This is a genomic window from Pseudomonas entomophila (assembly GCF_029193575.1).
Lineage (GTDB): Bacteria > Pseudomonadota > Gammaproteobacteria > Pseudomonadales > Pseudomonadaceae > Aquipseudomonas > Aquipseudomonas entomophila_G.
On record NZ_JARGCS010000006.1, the window covers coordinates 18,062 to 33,726 of the forward strand.

Sequence of the window (15,665 nt, forward strand, 5' to 3'; positions counted from 1 at the left end):
CTTAGTCTTCTTTAGGTGCGTCAAGCACCAGGTCCAGTTCCTGTGCGAGCTGCTTGCGTGCTTGCACGTCGTTGAGCAGGTGCTGCAGTTGCTTGCGGAAGGCGGGAACATTGCCCAGGGGGCCTTTCAGGGCCACCAGCGCCTCGCGGAGTTCCAGCAACTTGTGCAGCTCCGGGACTTGCCGCGCAATCTGGTCGGGACCGAAGTCGTTGATCGATTTGAATTGAAGGCTGATCGCCAGCTCAGCATCTGGCTCGTTGCTGAGCATGGAGGGGACCGCCATGCTCAGCGCGACATCGGCGTCTTGCAGCACGCTATTGAAGCTGTGCTTGTCAACGCGCATGACCTGTCGGTCTTCAAGGACACGGGTGTCATCCAGCCCGAAATCCCCCATCACCAGCATTTTGTGGGGCAGCTCTATTTCTGCCTGCTCATCCCCCGTGGCGGGCACGTACTTGATATTGATGCGTTCTTTGGGCGCAACGGAGCTTGTGCTTTTTGACATTGATTTGTAACTCCCTGTCGTGCGTGGTTGCCAGGTCAAGAGATAGCTCATCTTGAGTTTTTATGTTGTAGGAAATTTCCTAAGTTATGGCTTTATAAGTACTAAAAGTGTTGTTTTGGGTGGTGTTTAATCTTTTAAAACATGCGCGGGTAAGTGCTGGTTGGTCGAGCTTGAAAGTGTAAGAAAATATTTATTTGTATATCGTTGTTTGTGTGTACTAGGCTCTTGCTCGATTTATTTGTTGACTTTCGAGTGATGGGTTTCGATGCGTTGCTGTCGTGGAGATGCATTCGCCATTCACGGTGTATGTATTAATGGAAAAGGTGGATTTCCGGTGATTACCCGCTGTGTATATGGCGCTGGATTGTCGTTGCTGTTGTATTCAGGGCAGGTGTTGGCGAACCCCGCTCGGGATTGCCCTCAGGTCGTGTCGAACCTGGAGCGCCTGGCCTGTTTCGATCAGGCTGCAGGGACACCGGTGCACGTCCCGAGGCAGGCGTGGTCCGCGCCCGAACAGGAGGCGCCTAGCCTGTTGAGCGTGATGGTCAACGAAGCGCGTCGAGCTCCTGACGATTTGACCTTTACGCTCAGTGAGCAGGGCAACAGTGATGCCCAGGGGCAGAAGCGACTGGTGATTTCTGCCCCTGCGATAGCGGCAACTGAGCCGCGCCCGTTCCTTGCCATCAGTTGCATCGAGAACATCTCCCGGTTGCAGTTGCTTATCGGCGAACCCATCGACGTGGGACGAGTGACGGTGCAACTGCGCACGGAGCTCCAGTCAACGGCCGCGCTACCCTGGCAGGTCATGGAGAACGGCCAGGTGCTCGATGCCGGCCGTGGCTTGCCGGCCATCGAGAAGATCAAGGCACTGATCGGCGCGCATCGTATCCATGTCGTGAGTGACGACCCTGTGGTCGATGGTTTGACCTTCGATGCCCAGGGCTTGGACCCGCTGATCGAACAGGCGCGTGCAGCATGCCGTTGGTAGAGCGGGTCTCGGCAGAAGCAGTCGCCCGGTTGCTCGCGCCCATCGATCCGAACGCCCCGGCGGGATTGTTCGATCTCGAGGATGAAACCTACCAGGCGATCGACCAGGAGATGGTCAAGCTCGGAGGTCTGCAAGAGGCTTCCATCGATTGGCTGTACATCGAAGAAGCCTCTCGGCAGTACCTCAGTCGACAGTGCAAACAGCTGCGTATCGTTGGGCACTTGAGTGTTGCCTGGCTACGTGGCGGCAGTTGGGAGCACTGGTGCTTCACGCTGGAGCTCTTGGCCGGGATGATTGAGCGCTATTGGGAGACGGCGCACCCCAAACCAGGCCCCAAAGGCTACCTTGGCAAACGCAAATGGGTCGATGTGATGTTCAAGCGCCTCAGCGATGCGTTACCCAGACTGGACCGCTTCAGTCATACCCCCACCATCGCAGCTGCTGCGCAGCATGCGCTCTCGTGTCTGCAGCAGCAGGTAGAGCCGGCGAGGTTGGACCCGGCGTTGGTGGCTGAGCTGCAACGCCTGCTGCTCAAGCACTCGAAAGAAGCCATGGGGGGGGCGCAGACACCAGCCTGCGAAGCGGCCGTGCCCAAAGTAACCGCAGCGCCATTGGCCGAAGCGTTTCTCTCCAGCAAACCGGTAATGTCCCTGGGTAATGAGCGTGAGACACGACGAGCCGTCCTGAGCATGGCCGAGTTCATTAACCAGCAGGACCTCTATGACCCGACCGGCTATCAACTGCGGCGTTTCGGTATGTGGGCACACATTCAGGCTGCACCCGTGGCCAAGCAGGGGTACCGCACGGAGTTGATGGCCGTTCCGCTGGATATTGCGACAGGGTACGAAGAGGCAATTGCCAGCACCGCCATTGACCCTGCCTTGTTGCTGCGAGTGGAAAAAAGCGTTACGGCCTCGCCCTACTGGATTCGCGGCAGCTTCCTCGCCGCGAACATTGCCACGCGTTTGGCGATGGGGGAGGTTGCCGAAGCGATCCGTGGCGCAACCGCTCGGTTCGTGCAGCGCTTGCCGTCATTGCAGCAACTGTGTTTCAGCGATGGCTCGTCGTTCCTCGACGAGCAGTGCCTAGTCTGGCTCAAAGGGGGCGGGGCGCAACCGGCACAAGAGGCGCACACCCATGAGTTTCGCAGCCTGCGTGAGGGGCTGGCCAGCCAGTTGGAAACCGATGGCATCGAGTCGGTGCTGTTGACCCTACAGGGGTTGCATGCAGATTACCGCTCACCCCGTGAACGCTGTCACTCCACGGTTATCGCCGCCGACCTGCTTGCCACCCGTGGGGTGTCCTGGCTTGCACAGGACCTCTGCGCCAGTGTCGCCCAGACCATGCGCAAGACAACGGCTGATATGTGGGAGCCCGAGACATTTCAGAGGCTTCGGCAGTACGGAGCCACCTCGGTACTGACTGATCAGAACAAAGACTAGGAGCCTTCATGAGCCAATTCCTGAAACTATTGAAGCGCTGGGGTTGGCCCCTGGCGACGCGTATTGGAGGGGCGCTGCCGCTATTGCTTGGACTGGGAGCGTTGTTGCTACTGGCCGCCATCTGGTGGTTGGGCCCGCACTGGACCTGGCGCGAACAGCAGCCACTGGAGAGTGTGGCGTCCCGCGGTGTCGCCAGTCTGGCGCTGGTCATGGTGCCGCTGCTGTGCTGGTTGTGGGTGCTGCGTGCGCGCTTCCAGCGGCTGCAGGCTGAGCGGCGACAGGAAATCGCTGCCGACGCTGACCCATGTTTGCCGCTCATTCAAGCCCAGGAAAACGCGTTGAATAGTGGGCTTTCGCGCTATCTCGACAATGCCGGAGGGCGCAGAGCGCTCTATCAATTGCCTTGGTATCTGGTGCTGGGGGAGGAGGGCGCAGGCAAGAGCAGCTTCATCAACCACTCGAACCAAAGCTTTTCATTGACCCGTATTGCCAACAGCCAGACACGGGCGCGCCAGGTTGACGAGGGTGCTTACCCTGTGGAGTGGTGGATCAGTAACGACGCCGTCATCATCGACCCGCCGGGAGGCCTCATAAGCCAGGATGCTTCGGGCATTGGCACCTCCGACCAAGTTGGTGTTGCAGAGCCCGATGTTCCAGCCGGTATCCAGGCGAGGCTGTGGAAGCACTTGCTGGGTTGGCTGGTACGCAATCGCAGTCGCCGGGCGCTCAATGGCCTGCTGCTGGTTGTCGATCTACCCGCCTTGGTACATGCCACGCCTGATCAACGCATCGCGCTCGCCCATGTCCTGCGGACTCGGTTGTATGAAGTGAGCAGTCAGCTCGGTTCGCGCTTGCCGCTCTACGTGGTAATGAGCAAATTCGACCTGCTGGACGGGTTCGACCAATTCTTCGCGCGCCTTTCGACGTCTGAGCGCGAGCAGATGTTGGGCTTCACGTTCAAACTGGAATCCGTCGATACCTTCGATGCTTGGTTGGACGAGTTTGCCAGCCACTATGACCAACTGACTCGCGTCTTGTACGAGCAGATGCTGGAAGGCTTGAGCCTACCGAACCAACCTCGAGCGCGTGAGCGCTTGATCGCCCTGCATGCACAGTTGACGGGGTTACGCCCATTACTGATGGGCTTCCTGCGTGAAGCCTTGGCGAGCGACCGCTTCACTACGCCTGCCTTGGTGCGGGGTGTGTACTGGTCCTCGGTGCTCCAGCAGGGCGAAATGAGCAACGCCTTCATCCGCGAGGCGGCACAGCCGTATAAAACGCAGTTGCCCTTGAGGGAAGGTAAGCCACAAGGCCAGAGCCTGGTCTATTTCGCACAGCAGGTGTTTCAACGGGTCATTTATCAAGAGGCGGGGTTGGCCGGTGACAATGTCAGGGTGGCCCGTCATAAGCGTCAGCTGTTGTGGGTCAGTTCGGGTGTCGGCGTGCTGGCGTTGGCGGTCGCAGTCGCCACCTGGCAGCGCTACTTCGACATCAACGAAGCCAAGGCAGCGAGTGTGTTGGCCAAAAGTCGGGAGTACCGCCATCACGAAGTGGATCAGCGACTAGACCCGACTGGACGGAATCTGTTGGGCCCGTTGGACCAGATCCGTGAGGCGGTTTCCGTGTTCGGCGATTACCGCGGCGCATGGCCTTTGTTGGCCGACTTCGGCCTCTATCAAGGCCGTGCGATTGGGCCAAGGGTTGATGAGGCGTACCTGAGCCTGTTGTCTCGCCGTTTCCTGCCTGCACTGGCCAGTGGCGTCGTCGACGTGATGATCGCCTCCCCCGCCGGCAGTGAGCAGCAAATGGCCGCGCTTCGGGTTTACCGCATGCTTGAAGATCGCAATAACCGTCGCCCTGAATGGGTCGAGGAATGGCTGGCTCAGCAGTGGCAGCAGACCTTTCCCGGACAGGGGCAACTGCAACGTGACCTGATGCGGCACCTCAAGTACGCCTTGGCTTATGCTGATACCGACCTAGCGCAATTCCGCCAGCAAGTCAGTGAGGTCCAGGACATACTGCGTAAGGTGCCGATGCCTCAGCGGGTGTACGCGCGCCTCAAGCAGCAGGCTGATGAGCAACTGCATGCGGGGTTGGACATCAGGAATCAGGTTGGTCCTGCGTTTGACGTGGTCTATCGATCAACTAGCGGAGCGACTCAAGGAAATGCAAGCATCCTGCTGGCTCCGTTGGTCACGGCGAAAGGTTTCAAGGAGTATTTCGAACCCCGTAGCCAGCACCTCGCCAACATGGCAATGATCGACCAGTGGGCGTTGGGCGAGCGTGACCATCTGGACTACTCGGACGCTGACCGTGGAGCGCTGACCGAACGCGTTCGCACACTGTACAGCGCGGACTACATCGACAGCTGGCGACGAGCCTTGAATGCGTTCGCCGTCACCGACTTTCAAGACCTGAACCACGCTGTCGCGATCCTGGAGCAGCTGACTGGGCCGGCAGCCCCCTTGCACCGGCTGTTGGAGACTGTGCGCGATAACACGTCCATTTACCCCGCCTCGGCCACAGAGCAGGAGCTGGAGGCTGCCGCGATTGTGAAAGGGGTTGCCGGTACGCCCGAGCAGCAGCAGGCCGTGGGCATCCGCCGTGCGTTCGCGGGCTTGAATGGCATGCTGGACGCAAAAGGCGAGAAACCTAGCTATTACGATGAAACGCTTGCTGCGATTACTGCCGTGCACGATTACGCCAAGGCAGTACAGGACAGCCCGGATCGCGGCAAGGCCGCCCTGCAGGTGGTGCTTCAACGCTTTTCGATGACCAGCCCCGATCCGATAAGCACCCTGCAACGAGTTGCCACCGGGCTACCCGAGCCGGTCCGGCAGCAGGTCAAGAAAGTTGCCGACCAGACCGCGCAAGTGCTCAATGTCGAAGCGCTACGCGAGTTGGAGCGGCGTTGGGATGTCGAGGTATATGGCTTCTTTCAGCAGCGGCTGGCCGGGCGATATCCCTTCGTCGTTCGGGCGCCAGACGCTTCCCTGGATGACTTCGAGGCATTCTTCGGGCCCAAGGGGCGATTGCAGCAGTTCCACGATCAGTACCTGAAGATTTTTCTGAAGGACAACCTGGATGCCTTGCAGTCGGACCAGCAAGGAGGATCCCTGATTCGGCGTGAGGTGATCGAGCAACTGGCCACCGCAGACCGTATCCGCGAAACCTTTTTCGACCAGCGCGGCAATCTCAGCGTGCAGTTCAGCATCGAGCCGTTGGGCCTCAGTGCGAATCAGCGCACCAGCCTGCTGGACCTCGACGGCCAGTTGCTTTCCTATACCCATGGCCCTCGTCAGATCACCGGTGTGGTCTGGCCGAATACCTTGGGTCAACAGGTGCGTAGCAACCTGACCTTGCTCAGGCTCAATGGCAACAGCAGCAGCCTGGAGTACCGAGGCCCTTGGTCGATGTTCCGCCTGCTTAGCCGCGGTGCGCTGAATGGTCGGACGGCTACGAGCGTGGACCTGAGCTTCATGACAGGCGATGGCGTGATGCGTTACCGGCTGAACTCCGAAAAAGCCTTCAACCCCATCACCCAGCAACCCTTCAAGGGCTTCCGGCTGCCCCGCACTCTGCTGCAGCAGCCGGCCCCCCGCACGATGCAGGCCCGGCTACCGCTGGAGCGAACCCTGTAACGCGCCCTGGAGGCTGGAAAAAGAGGCCTGATCAGGCTGTGTGAAAACACGCTGACAGCCTTGGACCAAACGCCCCGATTCGTTCGGGGCGTTTGTCTTTACGCCGGAAAAGGCTCTTCGGCCCATCAGTCGCACCATTTTCTTGGCCCTCAAGATACCGGCCGTCCGCTTCAGGCCCAGACCACGAACCACTCACCCCAACGGGTGATTCACCGATGCACATACCCATGGCACCATCCGCCTAGTGGAGTCCCAGGAATACAAACGTGCAATTCGATCAACGCTCATCAGCCCATTACTTCGAGGCAATGGCGAAAGTCACCGCCGCCTTGGGCGCGCAGGGGTTCGCCACGGCGCTGTTCGATGCGCTCGCGCTCGTTGGCCCGGTCAAGGCCAGCACGGTATACCTGTACCCCCGCGAGGGTTTGCCGTCGGCCTGGTCGCAGTGCGACGGGCCAGGCCCCTGGCTGCCGGAAGGCAATGTGCGGCGCTACCTGTCGGGTTTCTACCTGCTGGACCCGTTCTACGAGGTCTGCATCGAAAACGTCCATTCGGGATGCTATGCGCTGGCGGATGTGGCGCCCGATCATTTCAAGCTCAGCGAGTACTACCTGGCGTTCTACCGCCACTCCCACCTCGAGGACGAGATCAACTACATCCTTCAGTTGGACGAGAGCTTGAGCCTGGCAGTGTCGCTGGCGTTCACCGATGAACTCGACGAAGCGGCGAAGTCGCGCTTCAAGTCGATCGGCCCTTGGGTTCTGGCGGTGCTGGCCAAGCACTTCGACGGTTATCAGGGCCGCGGCGGACGGGTCGAGAAGGTCTGGGAGCAGCGTGTGCATGCGGCCCTTAGTAATTTCGGGTCTTCGTTGCTGACCGAGCGCGAATGTCGGATCGCCCAGCTCATCCTGCGCGGTCATTCGACCAAGTCCCTGGCCGAGCGCCTCAAAGTCTCGGAAGACACCATCAAGTCGCACCGCAAGCACGTCTACGCCAAGCTTGACATCGGCACGCAGTCCGAGCTGTTTTCCCTGTTCATCGATGCTTTGGCCAATGCCCACGGGGTGCTGGAGCGTGATCCGCTGGAAAGCTACATGGGCAAGCCTCGCTAAGCGAAAACGCCGACGATTCATCGTCGGCGTTTTCATTCAGGGCAACCACGGCGCTGATCAATCCGCCATCTGCAACTCCGGCAGCTTCACCCGGAATGCGCGGGTAAGCCCGATCAGGAATGCCACGCCCAACCCCATCCAGCACAGGCCGATGGTGAAGGACATGCTCGACAGGCTGGTCCACAGCCACAGGGTGCTGAGGAACCCCAACCCGGGAATCAGGCCATAGCGCAGGCAGTTTGCCGTGCCTCGCAGCTTCTGGTCGGCCAGGTAGTGCTTGACCACCGCCAGGTTGACCGCCGAGAAGGCGAACAGGGCGCCGAAGCTGATCATGTTGGCGACGGTGTCCAGGCTGATGAACAGCGCACTCAACGAGACGATACCGACCACCACGATCGCGAATGCCGGCACGCGCTTCTTCGTCACCAACTGGCCAAAGGCGCGGGGCAGGGCGCCGTCGCGCCCCATGGCGAACAGCACGCGCGACACACTGGCCTGGGACGCCATGGCCGAGGCGAAGCAGCCTGCCACGTAGGTGGCGGTGAAGGCGCTGGCCAGCAACTGGCCGCCCGCGCTGTTCATCACTTCCACTGGGGCCGAGTCCGGGTTGGTGAAGCTGCTCCAGTCCGGGTGGACCAGTTGTGCGAAGTAGGAGACCACGAGAAACAGCAGGCCGCCGGTCAGCGATACCGCCATGATCGCCCGGGGGATGCGACGGGTCGGATCGGCGGTTTCCTCGGCCAGGGTCGACACGGCGTCGAAGCCCACGAACGACAGGCACAGCACGGCGGCACCGGCCATGATCGCCGAGGCACTGAAACCCTCGTGGTAGAACGGCGCGGTCAGCGATACCGGCTGCGCCTGAGCGGACAGGCTGTTGATCGACAACGCCACGAACACCACGATGAATACCAGTTGGGCGACCACCAGGATACCGTTGACGCGGGTCACCGACTCGATGCCGATCAGGTTGAGGAAGGTCACCGCGCCGATGGCGCCGAGCACCCACACCCAGGCGTGAAGGGTCGGAAAGTATTCGGACATGTAGATGCCGATCAACAGGTAGCTGAGCAGCGGAAGGAAGATGTAGTCGAGCAGCAGCGTCCAGCCGGCCATGAACCCGGCATGCGCGCCGAATGCCTTGCGGGTGTAGGTGTAGACGGAGCCGGAATACGGGTGTGCCTGGACCATGCGGCCATAGCTGTAGGCGGTGAAAAGCATGGCCACGAGGGTCAGCAGGTAGGCGCTCGGCAGGTGGCCCCTGGTGGTCTGGGCGACCAGCCCATAGGCGGAGAAGACCGCCAGCGGCACCATGTAGGCCAGGCCGAAGAGCACCAGTGCGGTCATGCCCATGGATTTGCGAAAGCGGGCACTGGAAATCGAATGTGCAGGGGAATGCGCAGCGGTTGTCGTTGTTGTATGCATGGCTGACTCCTGGTGTGGGATGCAGGACACCGCGGTATGCGAGTGGGCTCGATACCGTTGAGGGGGAAGGGTGGTTGGGCTGGGTGTTGGGCCTGGGGCCCTCGTTCAAGCGCTGTGGGTGTCGCGAGGAGGGGGACGGGTGCGGCGTGGGGCGATCGAGCGTGCGTTCATGGCGTTGTTCTCTTTATTGACCTGGCACGAAAGGAAGGCCGTGTTTCGGGGCCTTGGGCGAATGCTCCCATAGCCGGCCAGGCTTCGAAATCACCCCTTGGGGTGAGCCGAATACAGCGTTCGGGATATCACCCCAACGGGGGATTTCGGCTGCGTCGGCACTGCGTCAAGCTCCATGGGCGTCCTACATCAACAAGGAAAAACCACCCATGAACGCGCCTTTCGTACCCCAACGCCAGACCCGTGACTACCAGGCCTCCGATGCCGCGCATCATATCCATGCCTTCCTCGACCAGAAGGCGCTCAACGCCGAAGGCCCGCGAGTGATGGTCGGTGGTGAGCGGCTGCATCTGTGGGACAGCGAAGGCAAGCGTTACCTGGACGGTATGTCTGGCCTGTGGTGCACCCAGCTCGGCTACGGGCGCAAGGACCTCACGGCCGCTGCCGCCGCACAGATGGACCAGCTGGCCTACTACAACCTGTTCTTCCACACCACCCACCCGGCCGTGATCGAGTTGTCCGAGCTGTTGTTCAGCCTGCTGCCGGGTCACTACAGCCATGCGATCTACACCAACTCCGGCTCCGAGGCCAACGAAGTGCTGATCCGCACGGTGCGTCGCTACTGGCAGGTGGTCGGCCAGCCGTCGAAGAAGATCATGATCGGCCGCTGGAACGGCTACCACGGCTCTACCCTGGCGGCCACGGCGCTGGGTGGGATGAAGTTCATGCACGAGATGGGCGGGCTGATTCCGGATGTGGCGCACATCGACGAGCCCTACTGGTATGCCGCAGGGGGCGAGCTGAGCCCGGCCGAGTTCGGTCGCCGCTGCGCGCTGCAACTGGAAGAAAAGATCCTCGAGCTCGGCGCCGAGAACGTGGCCGGCTTCATCGCCGAGCCCTTCCAGGGCGCGGGTGGGATGATCTTCCCGCCGGAAAGCTACTGGCCGGAGATCCAGCGCATCTGCCGTCAGTACGATGTGCTGCTGTGCGCCGACGAGGTGATTGGTGGGTTCGGTCGTACCGGCGAATGGTTCGCCCATGAATACTTCGGTTTCGAGCCTGACACCCTGTCGATCGCCAAGGGCCTGACCTCCGGCTACGTGCCCATGGGCGGCCTGGTGTTGAGCAAGCGCATCGCCGAAGCGCTGGTCGAGCGCGGCGGGGTGTTCGCCCATGGCCTGACCTACTCCGGGCACCCGGTGGCGGCGGCGGTGGCCATTGCCAACCTCAAGGCGTTGTGTGATGAAGGCATCGTGCGCCAGGTCAAGGAGGATACGGGGCCGTACCTGCAGCGGATCCTGCGTGAAGTGTTCGCCAATCACCCGTTGATCGGTCAGGTGCAAGGCGCAGGGCTGGTGGCGGCGCTGCAGTTCGCCGAGGACAAGGCCAGCCGCAAGCGCTACGCCAACGAGAACGATCTGGCCTGGCAGTGCCGGACCTTCGGTTTCGAGGAGGGGGTGATCATTCGCTCGACCCTGGGGCGGATGATCATGGCGCCGGCGCTAGTGGCCAATCACAGCGAGCTGGACGAACTGGTGGAAAAGACCCGCAAGGCGGTCGATCGCACCGCCAAGGCCCTCGGCAAGCTTTGAGGCCGTCTGCGGCAGCTTTCCCAAACGACGACCGTCCAACGGCATCCAGGAGCAGAACGTGCACGATTCAACCTACTGGCAGCGCAAAGCCGCCAACCTGACCCTTCCCAGCCAAGCCATGATCGGCGGCCGCTTCGTGGCCGCCGCGAGCGGTGCGACCTTCGATGCGATCAACCCTGCCACCAACCAGCTGTTGGCGCGGATCGCCGCCTGCGCCGACGAGGACGTCGACCGCGCCGTAGCCAGCGCCCGGGAGGCCTTCGAGCACGGCCCCTGGACACGGATGGCGCCGACGCAGCGCAAGCGCGTGCTGCTGCGCCTGGCGGAGCTGATGATGGCTCACCGCGAGGAGTTGGCGCTGCTCGAGTCGCTGAACATGGGCAAGCCGGTGATCGATGCCTACAACATCGATGTGCCGGGCGCCGCCCACGTCTTCGCCTGGTATGGCGAGGCGCTCGACAAGCTCTACGACCAGGTCGCGCCCACCGCGCCGAATGCCGTGGCGACCATCACCCGTGAGGCGATCGGCGTGGTCGCCGCGGTGGTGCCGTGGAACTTCCCGCTGGACATGGCCGCGTGGAAGCTGGCGCCGGCGCTGGCGGCGGGCAACAGCGTGGTGCTCAAGCCGGCCGAACAGTCACCGCTTTCGGCCTTGCGCCTGGCCGAGCTCGCGCTGGAGGCCGGGGTCCCGCCCGGCGTGTTCAACGTCGTGCCGGGCCTGGGCGAGACCGCCGGCAAGGCCCTGGGCCTGCACCCCGACGTCGATTGCCTGGTGTTCACCGGCTCCACCCAAGTGGGCAAGTACTTCATGCAGTATTCGGCGCAGTCGAACCTGAAGCAGGTGTGGCTCGAATGCGGCGGGAAAAGCCCGAACCTGGTGTTCGACGACTGCCAGGATCTGGACCTGGCGGCGGAGAAAGCCGCCTTCGGCATCTTCTACAACCAGGGTGAGTTCTGTTCGGCCAACTCGCGGCTCTACGTGCATCGCTCGATCCATGATGATTTCGTCGAGCGTCTGATCGGCAAGGCCCGCGACTGGCAGCCGGGCGACCCGTTGAACCCGGCAGCCCGCGCCGGCGCGATTGTCGACGCCCAGCAGACCGCCCGGATCATGGCGGCTATCCACCAGGCACATGAAGAAGGGGCGTCCCTGGTGACCGGTGGGCGTCAACTGTCGTTCAACGGTTCCAGCAACTTCATCGAACCGACGATCTTCACCAACGTCGAACCGCAGTCGTCGCTGTCGCGTGAGGAAGTCTTCGGCCCTGTGCTCGCCGTGACGGCGTTCGACAGCGAAGAGGAGGCGATCGGCTTGGCGAACGACAGCGTCTACGGGCTGGCAGCATCGATCTGGAGCGATGACCTGAACCGCGTGCATCGGGTCGCCAGGCGACTCAAGGTGGGGAGCGTCTCGGTCAATACCGTCGATGCGCTCGATGTCGTAGCGCCGTTCGGAGGCTACAAGCAATCGGGTTTCGGTCGCGACCTGTCGCTGCATTCATTCGACAAGTACACCCAGTTGAAGACCACCTGGATCCAGCTGCGCTGACCCGCGCATCGCCAGCCGCGGGCCGAAGCCTGCGGCAAGCGTTCCTGAGTACTGCGCCGTTCAGCGCTGCAACACCAGAATCCGCGACAACAACTCGTCGCGATCCACATAACATCCCTGAAAATGCCGCGCGCCACTGGCCGGGTCGAACGCATCGCGGGCATGCAGCACCCGGCGGTTGTCGAAGCACCAGAGTTGGCCAGCCTCCAAGCGCTGGGTAAAGCGGAACCGCGCTTCGCGGGTCATCTGGATGAAGCGCCGGTACGCCAGGTAATACGCCGGCATCACCGCCGCCTCCAGCTGGAACGGTGCGCGCAAGAAGTTGGCCAGGCGAATCTCCTGCACCTCGCCATGACTGTCCAACGCGATCACCGGCGCGCGGCAGCGGTAGTCGCTGTGGCGGTCCTTGTTGCGGAATTCCACCGGGGTCTCGCACAGCAGTCGGTAGGCCTCGGGGGCCTCGGTGCGCAGCGCCTCGGCGATGGCGAAACCGTCGACGAAGGTGCTGGCGCCACCGGTGGCGTCGTTGACCAGGCAGTGCAGGAACTGCAACCCCGGTTGCAGCTCGCGGGTCGGCAGGTCGGTGTGCAGCGGCAGGTTGAAGGCGGTGTAGGCGTTGCTGTCGGCATCGGCCTTGGAGCGCACGTCGAACAGCACGCCGAAGTTGCTCTCGCGGATGAACGAGATGCGCCGGGCCAGGGCGAGGAGGGTGCCGGGCTCGGTGGGCACGCCCTGCAACTGGGTCAGCCCGGTGTCGCGTACGGCTAGCAGCCAATGCAGCAGCGCCGCGTCGTCGTGCATCACGGCGGTGTGCTCGAACACCGGCAGTGCCAGGTCGGCGACCCAGCGGTGCTTGCGTGGCCGGCTGGCTTCGCGCTCGGCCAGGGTTTGCGCGTCGTAGGCATGGGCGCGCAGCCAGCCGGGATCGTAGGCGCTGGCGTGGCCGTCGTCCCAGAGCACCCGCAGGCGGCCGTCGTCACCGATGGACGCGGCTTGGGGCTGGGTGTCCTCGGGCACATCGGCGACCTGGAACACCTGCTCGCGGGTGACCGTGTACACGCATTCGTCGCACGGGCAGTTGTCGCGCAGCCACAGGCTGTGGAACGGGCTGACCCGGCCATCGGCCCAGGTGACCGTCACCCCGCCCGCAAAGCGCTCGGCGCCGGCCAAGGGGCTGATGACCGGGAACCGGCGGTAGTCGGCGATCGCATTCATTTCGGTGCAACTCCTCTGCGGTGGGTGGGCGCCGAGCCAGGGATGGCCGGCGCCAGGATGATGCGGATGGCGCGCACGGTACCGGCAACCACCAGTACCAGGCCCAGGCACTCGAACAGGCTGGGCGGGCGGCCGACGAAGGCCAGGCCCATCAGGGTGGCGAAGACCGATTCCAGGGCGATCAGTTGCCCTGACAGCACCATGGGCAGGTGGCGGGTGGCGATGTTCCAGGCGCCGGCGCCGATCAGCGAGGAGGTCACGCCGATCAGCAGTGCCCAGCCGTACAGGTGCATGGCGTCGGCGCTGAGCCAGGGGGCCTGGGGCCAGCGCAGCAGGCCCTGGGCGGCGACGATGGGCGCGATGAGTACGGTGCCCAGGCCCGCGCCGACCATCATCAGGCAGGTCCAGGCCTGGGTGGCGCGGGCGTCCAGGTGCGCGATGGCCTGCTGGTTGATCAGGCTGAAGGCCAGCCATGAGAGGATCGCCAGCCCCGCGCAGGCCACGCCCAGCGCGGCGTTGCTGGGCGGTGCAGGGCTGGCGAACACGTCGAGGTTGATCAGCCCGAGCCCCAGGCCGAGCAGGCTCACCGGCAGGCCCAGTTGCGCCCAGCGCACCCGTGGGTCGCGGGCATTGCCTAGCAGCGCCTGCAGCACCGGCACACAGCCGATGAAGGCGGCGATCAGCGTCGGCCCGCCGAAGATCACGCTGCCGGCGATGCTGGCGCTGTAGGCCAGGTAGCCGATCACCCCAAGGGCCATGCCGGTCAGCCATTGGCGTGGCGCCAGGCCACGCAGTTGCTCACGGCACAGCAGCAGGCCGAACACGCCGAGGGCGCCAGTGAACAGGTAGCGCACCAGTAGCAGGTCGAGGATGCCGTAGGCGCCGGTGACGTAGGGGGTGATGAAGTTGCTTGCCCAGAAGAACGTGGCGATCACGGCGAAGAGCACGCCGCGGCGGGCGTCTGATGGTGCGGTGGCCATGGCGTCTCCTGGAAGGGGCGGGCGATGGCGTTCATGCTGCGATGGCGCGGGCTGTGCTACAAATGATCTTTCAGCTCGAATGGTTAACTGAAGATTATGAATAGGCTTGGCAAGTCGCTCCCGCCGCTGGCGTCCCTGCTGCCGTTCGAGGCGACCGCCCGGCTGGGCAGTGTCTCGCGTGCGGCGCAGGAGCTCCACATCACGCAGGCCGCGGTGAGCCGGCAGATCCGCGCGCTCGAGAGCGACCTCGGCGTGACGCTCTTCGAACGGCGCAACCGGGGCGTCCACCTGACCGAGTCGGGGCGCAGCCTGGCCTTTACCCTGGGTAATGCGTTGGGTGAGCTGGCCAGTGAAGCCGACCGGCTGCGTGGGGTGGCGGGCGTCAACCAGGTCGTGCTGCTGTGCCAGATGTGCGAGGCCTTCCATTGGCTGATGCCGCGCTTGTCGAGTTTTCACCAGCAGCACCCGGAAATCGAACTCAAGGTCACCACGCTGATGCGCCCGTTGGCGGAGTTCGAGGGCTACTTCGACGTGGCGATGCAGAGCAGCAACCGTGACCGTGGCGCGCACCCTTTGCTGTTCAGTGCCTCGGACGAGGTCTTCCCGGTGTGCGGCCCACAGTATTTGGCGCGCCATGCCGGCGAGGCGCTGGCGCTCGACCGGCTGGCGCATCACACCTTGCTGCACCACCAGACCGTGCCGCAGTACGAGCTGGAGTGGGACACCTGGCTGGCCGCCCATGGGCTGGCGCTGCCCCAGGGTGGCAAGGCGCTGACCTTCGACAGCTATTCGCTGATGTTGCAGGCGGCGGTGGCGGGGCATGGCCTGGCCATGGGCTGGCGGCGCACCGCCGAGCCGATGCTGGCCCGTGGCGAGTTGGTGGCGCCGTTCGCGCAGTCGGTCACGTTGCAGGATGCGTTGTCGGTGTGCATGCGCCAGGGGCAAGGCAGGCGACGGGAAACCCAGGCGCTGGCGGCGTGGTTGAAGATCCAGCTGGCGTAAGAGCCCCGTTCATCTGGAACCAAACGTTTGGCACTCATGCTTT

At 63.0% G+C, this 15,665-nt stretch carries 11 protein-coding genes; 7 read left to right on the forward strand and 4 right to left on the reverse strand.

The window, feature by feature from the left end:
* Position 1: 1 nt before the first annotated feature.
* The gene (gene tssB, locus P0Y43_RS00775) at positions 2-505 is read right to left on the reverse strand and encodes a type VI secretion system contractile sheath small subunit (protein WP_275635386.1); all 504 of its coding nucleotides are present in this window, start codon (positions 503-505) and stop codon (positions 2-4) included.
* Positions 506-869: 364 nt separating this feature from the next.
* On the opposite strand from tssB, the gene vasI reads away from it, so the two are divergent.
* The 4 genes from vasI to P0Y43_RS00795 all read left to right on the forward strand — a co-directional run bounded on the left by vasI (position 870) and on the right by P0Y43_RS00795 (position 7,688).
* Entirely contained in the window at positions 870-1,493 is a 624-nt protein-coding gene (gene vasI / locus P0Y43_RS00780; protein WP_275635387.1) for a type VI secretion system-associated protein VasI, read from the forward strand.
* On the forward strand, positions 1,481-2,935 hold the full coding sequence (gene tssA, locus P0Y43_RS00785; protein ID WP_275635388.1) for a type VI secretion system protein TssA: 1,455 nt from the start codon (positions 1,481-1,483) through the stop codon (positions 2,933-2,935). The genes vasI and tssA overlap by 13 nt, the downstream gene beginning before the upstream one ends.
* Positions 2,936-2,943: 8 nt before the next feature.
* A complete protein-coding gene (tssM, locus tag P0Y43_RS00790) occupies positions 2,944-6,576 on the forward strand; it encodes a type VI secretion system membrane subunit TssM (RefSeq protein WP_275635389.1) in 3,633 nt (1,210 codons plus the stop codon).
* A 308-nt stretch (positions 6,577-6,884) separates the two neighbouring features.
* Complete coding sequence (locus tag P0Y43_RS00795) at positions 6,885-7,688, forward strand: helix-turn-helix domain-containing protein (RefSeq protein WP_275635444.1); 804 nt, start codon at positions 6,885-6,887, stop codon at positions 7,686-7,688.
* A 57-nt stretch (positions 7,689-7,745) separates the two neighbouring features.
* Here P0Y43_RS00795 and P0Y43_RS00800 read toward each other — a convergent pair whose 3' ends face one another.
* The gene (locus P0Y43_RS00800; protein ID WP_275635390.1) at positions 7,746-9,113 is read right to left on the reverse strand and encodes an APC family permease; all 1,368 of its coding nucleotides are present in this window, start codon (positions 9,111-9,113) and stop codon (positions 7,746-7,748) included.
* 380 nt (positions 9,114-9,493) lie between these two features.
* Here P0Y43_RS00800 and P0Y43_RS00805 point away from each other — a divergent pair, with 380 nt between their 5' ends.
* Together P0Y43_RS00805 and P0Y43_RS00810 are read left to right on the forward strand one after the other, a co-directional pair.
* Entirely contained in the window at positions 9,494-10,876 is a 1,383-nt protein-coding gene (locus P0Y43_RS00805; protein WP_275635391.1) for an aspartate aminotransferase family protein, read from the forward strand.
* Positions 10,877-10,994: 118 nt separating this feature from the next.
* Complete coding sequence (locus P0Y43_RS00810) at positions 10,995-12,425, forward strand: aldehyde dehydrogenase (protein ID WP_430540210.1); 1,431 nt, start codon at positions 10,995-10,997, stop codon at positions 12,423-12,425.
* A 60-nt stretch (positions 12,426-12,485) separates the two neighbouring features.
* Here P0Y43_RS00810 and P0Y43_RS00815 read toward each other — a convergent pair whose 3' ends face one another.
* Together P0Y43_RS00815 and P0Y43_RS00820 are read right to left on the reverse strand one after the other, a co-directional pair.
* Complete coding sequence (locus tag P0Y43_RS00815; protein WP_275635393.1) at positions 12,486-13,640, reverse strand: gamma-butyrobetaine dioxygenase; 1,155 nt, start codon at positions 13,638-13,640, stop codon at positions 12,486-12,488.
* Positions 13,637-14,620: a DMT family transporter gene (locus tag P0Y43_RS00820; protein WP_275635394.1), complete on the reverse strand. Its 984-nt coding sequence runs from the start codon at positions 14,618-14,620 to the stop codon at positions 13,637-13,639. The genes P0Y43_RS00815 and P0Y43_RS00820 overlap by 4 nt, the downstream gene beginning before the upstream one ends.
* A 96-nt stretch (positions 14,621-14,716) precedes the next feature.
* Between P0Y43_RS00820 and P0Y43_RS00825 the strand changes: the two genes are divergently transcribed.
* The gene (locus P0Y43_RS00825; RefSeq protein ID WP_275635395.1) at positions 14,717-15,622 is read left to right on the forward strand and encodes a LysR substrate-binding domain-containing protein; all 906 of its coding nucleotides are present in this window, start codon (positions 14,717-14,719) and stop codon (positions 15,620-15,622) included.
* Positions 15,623-15,665: the final 43 nt, after the last annotated feature.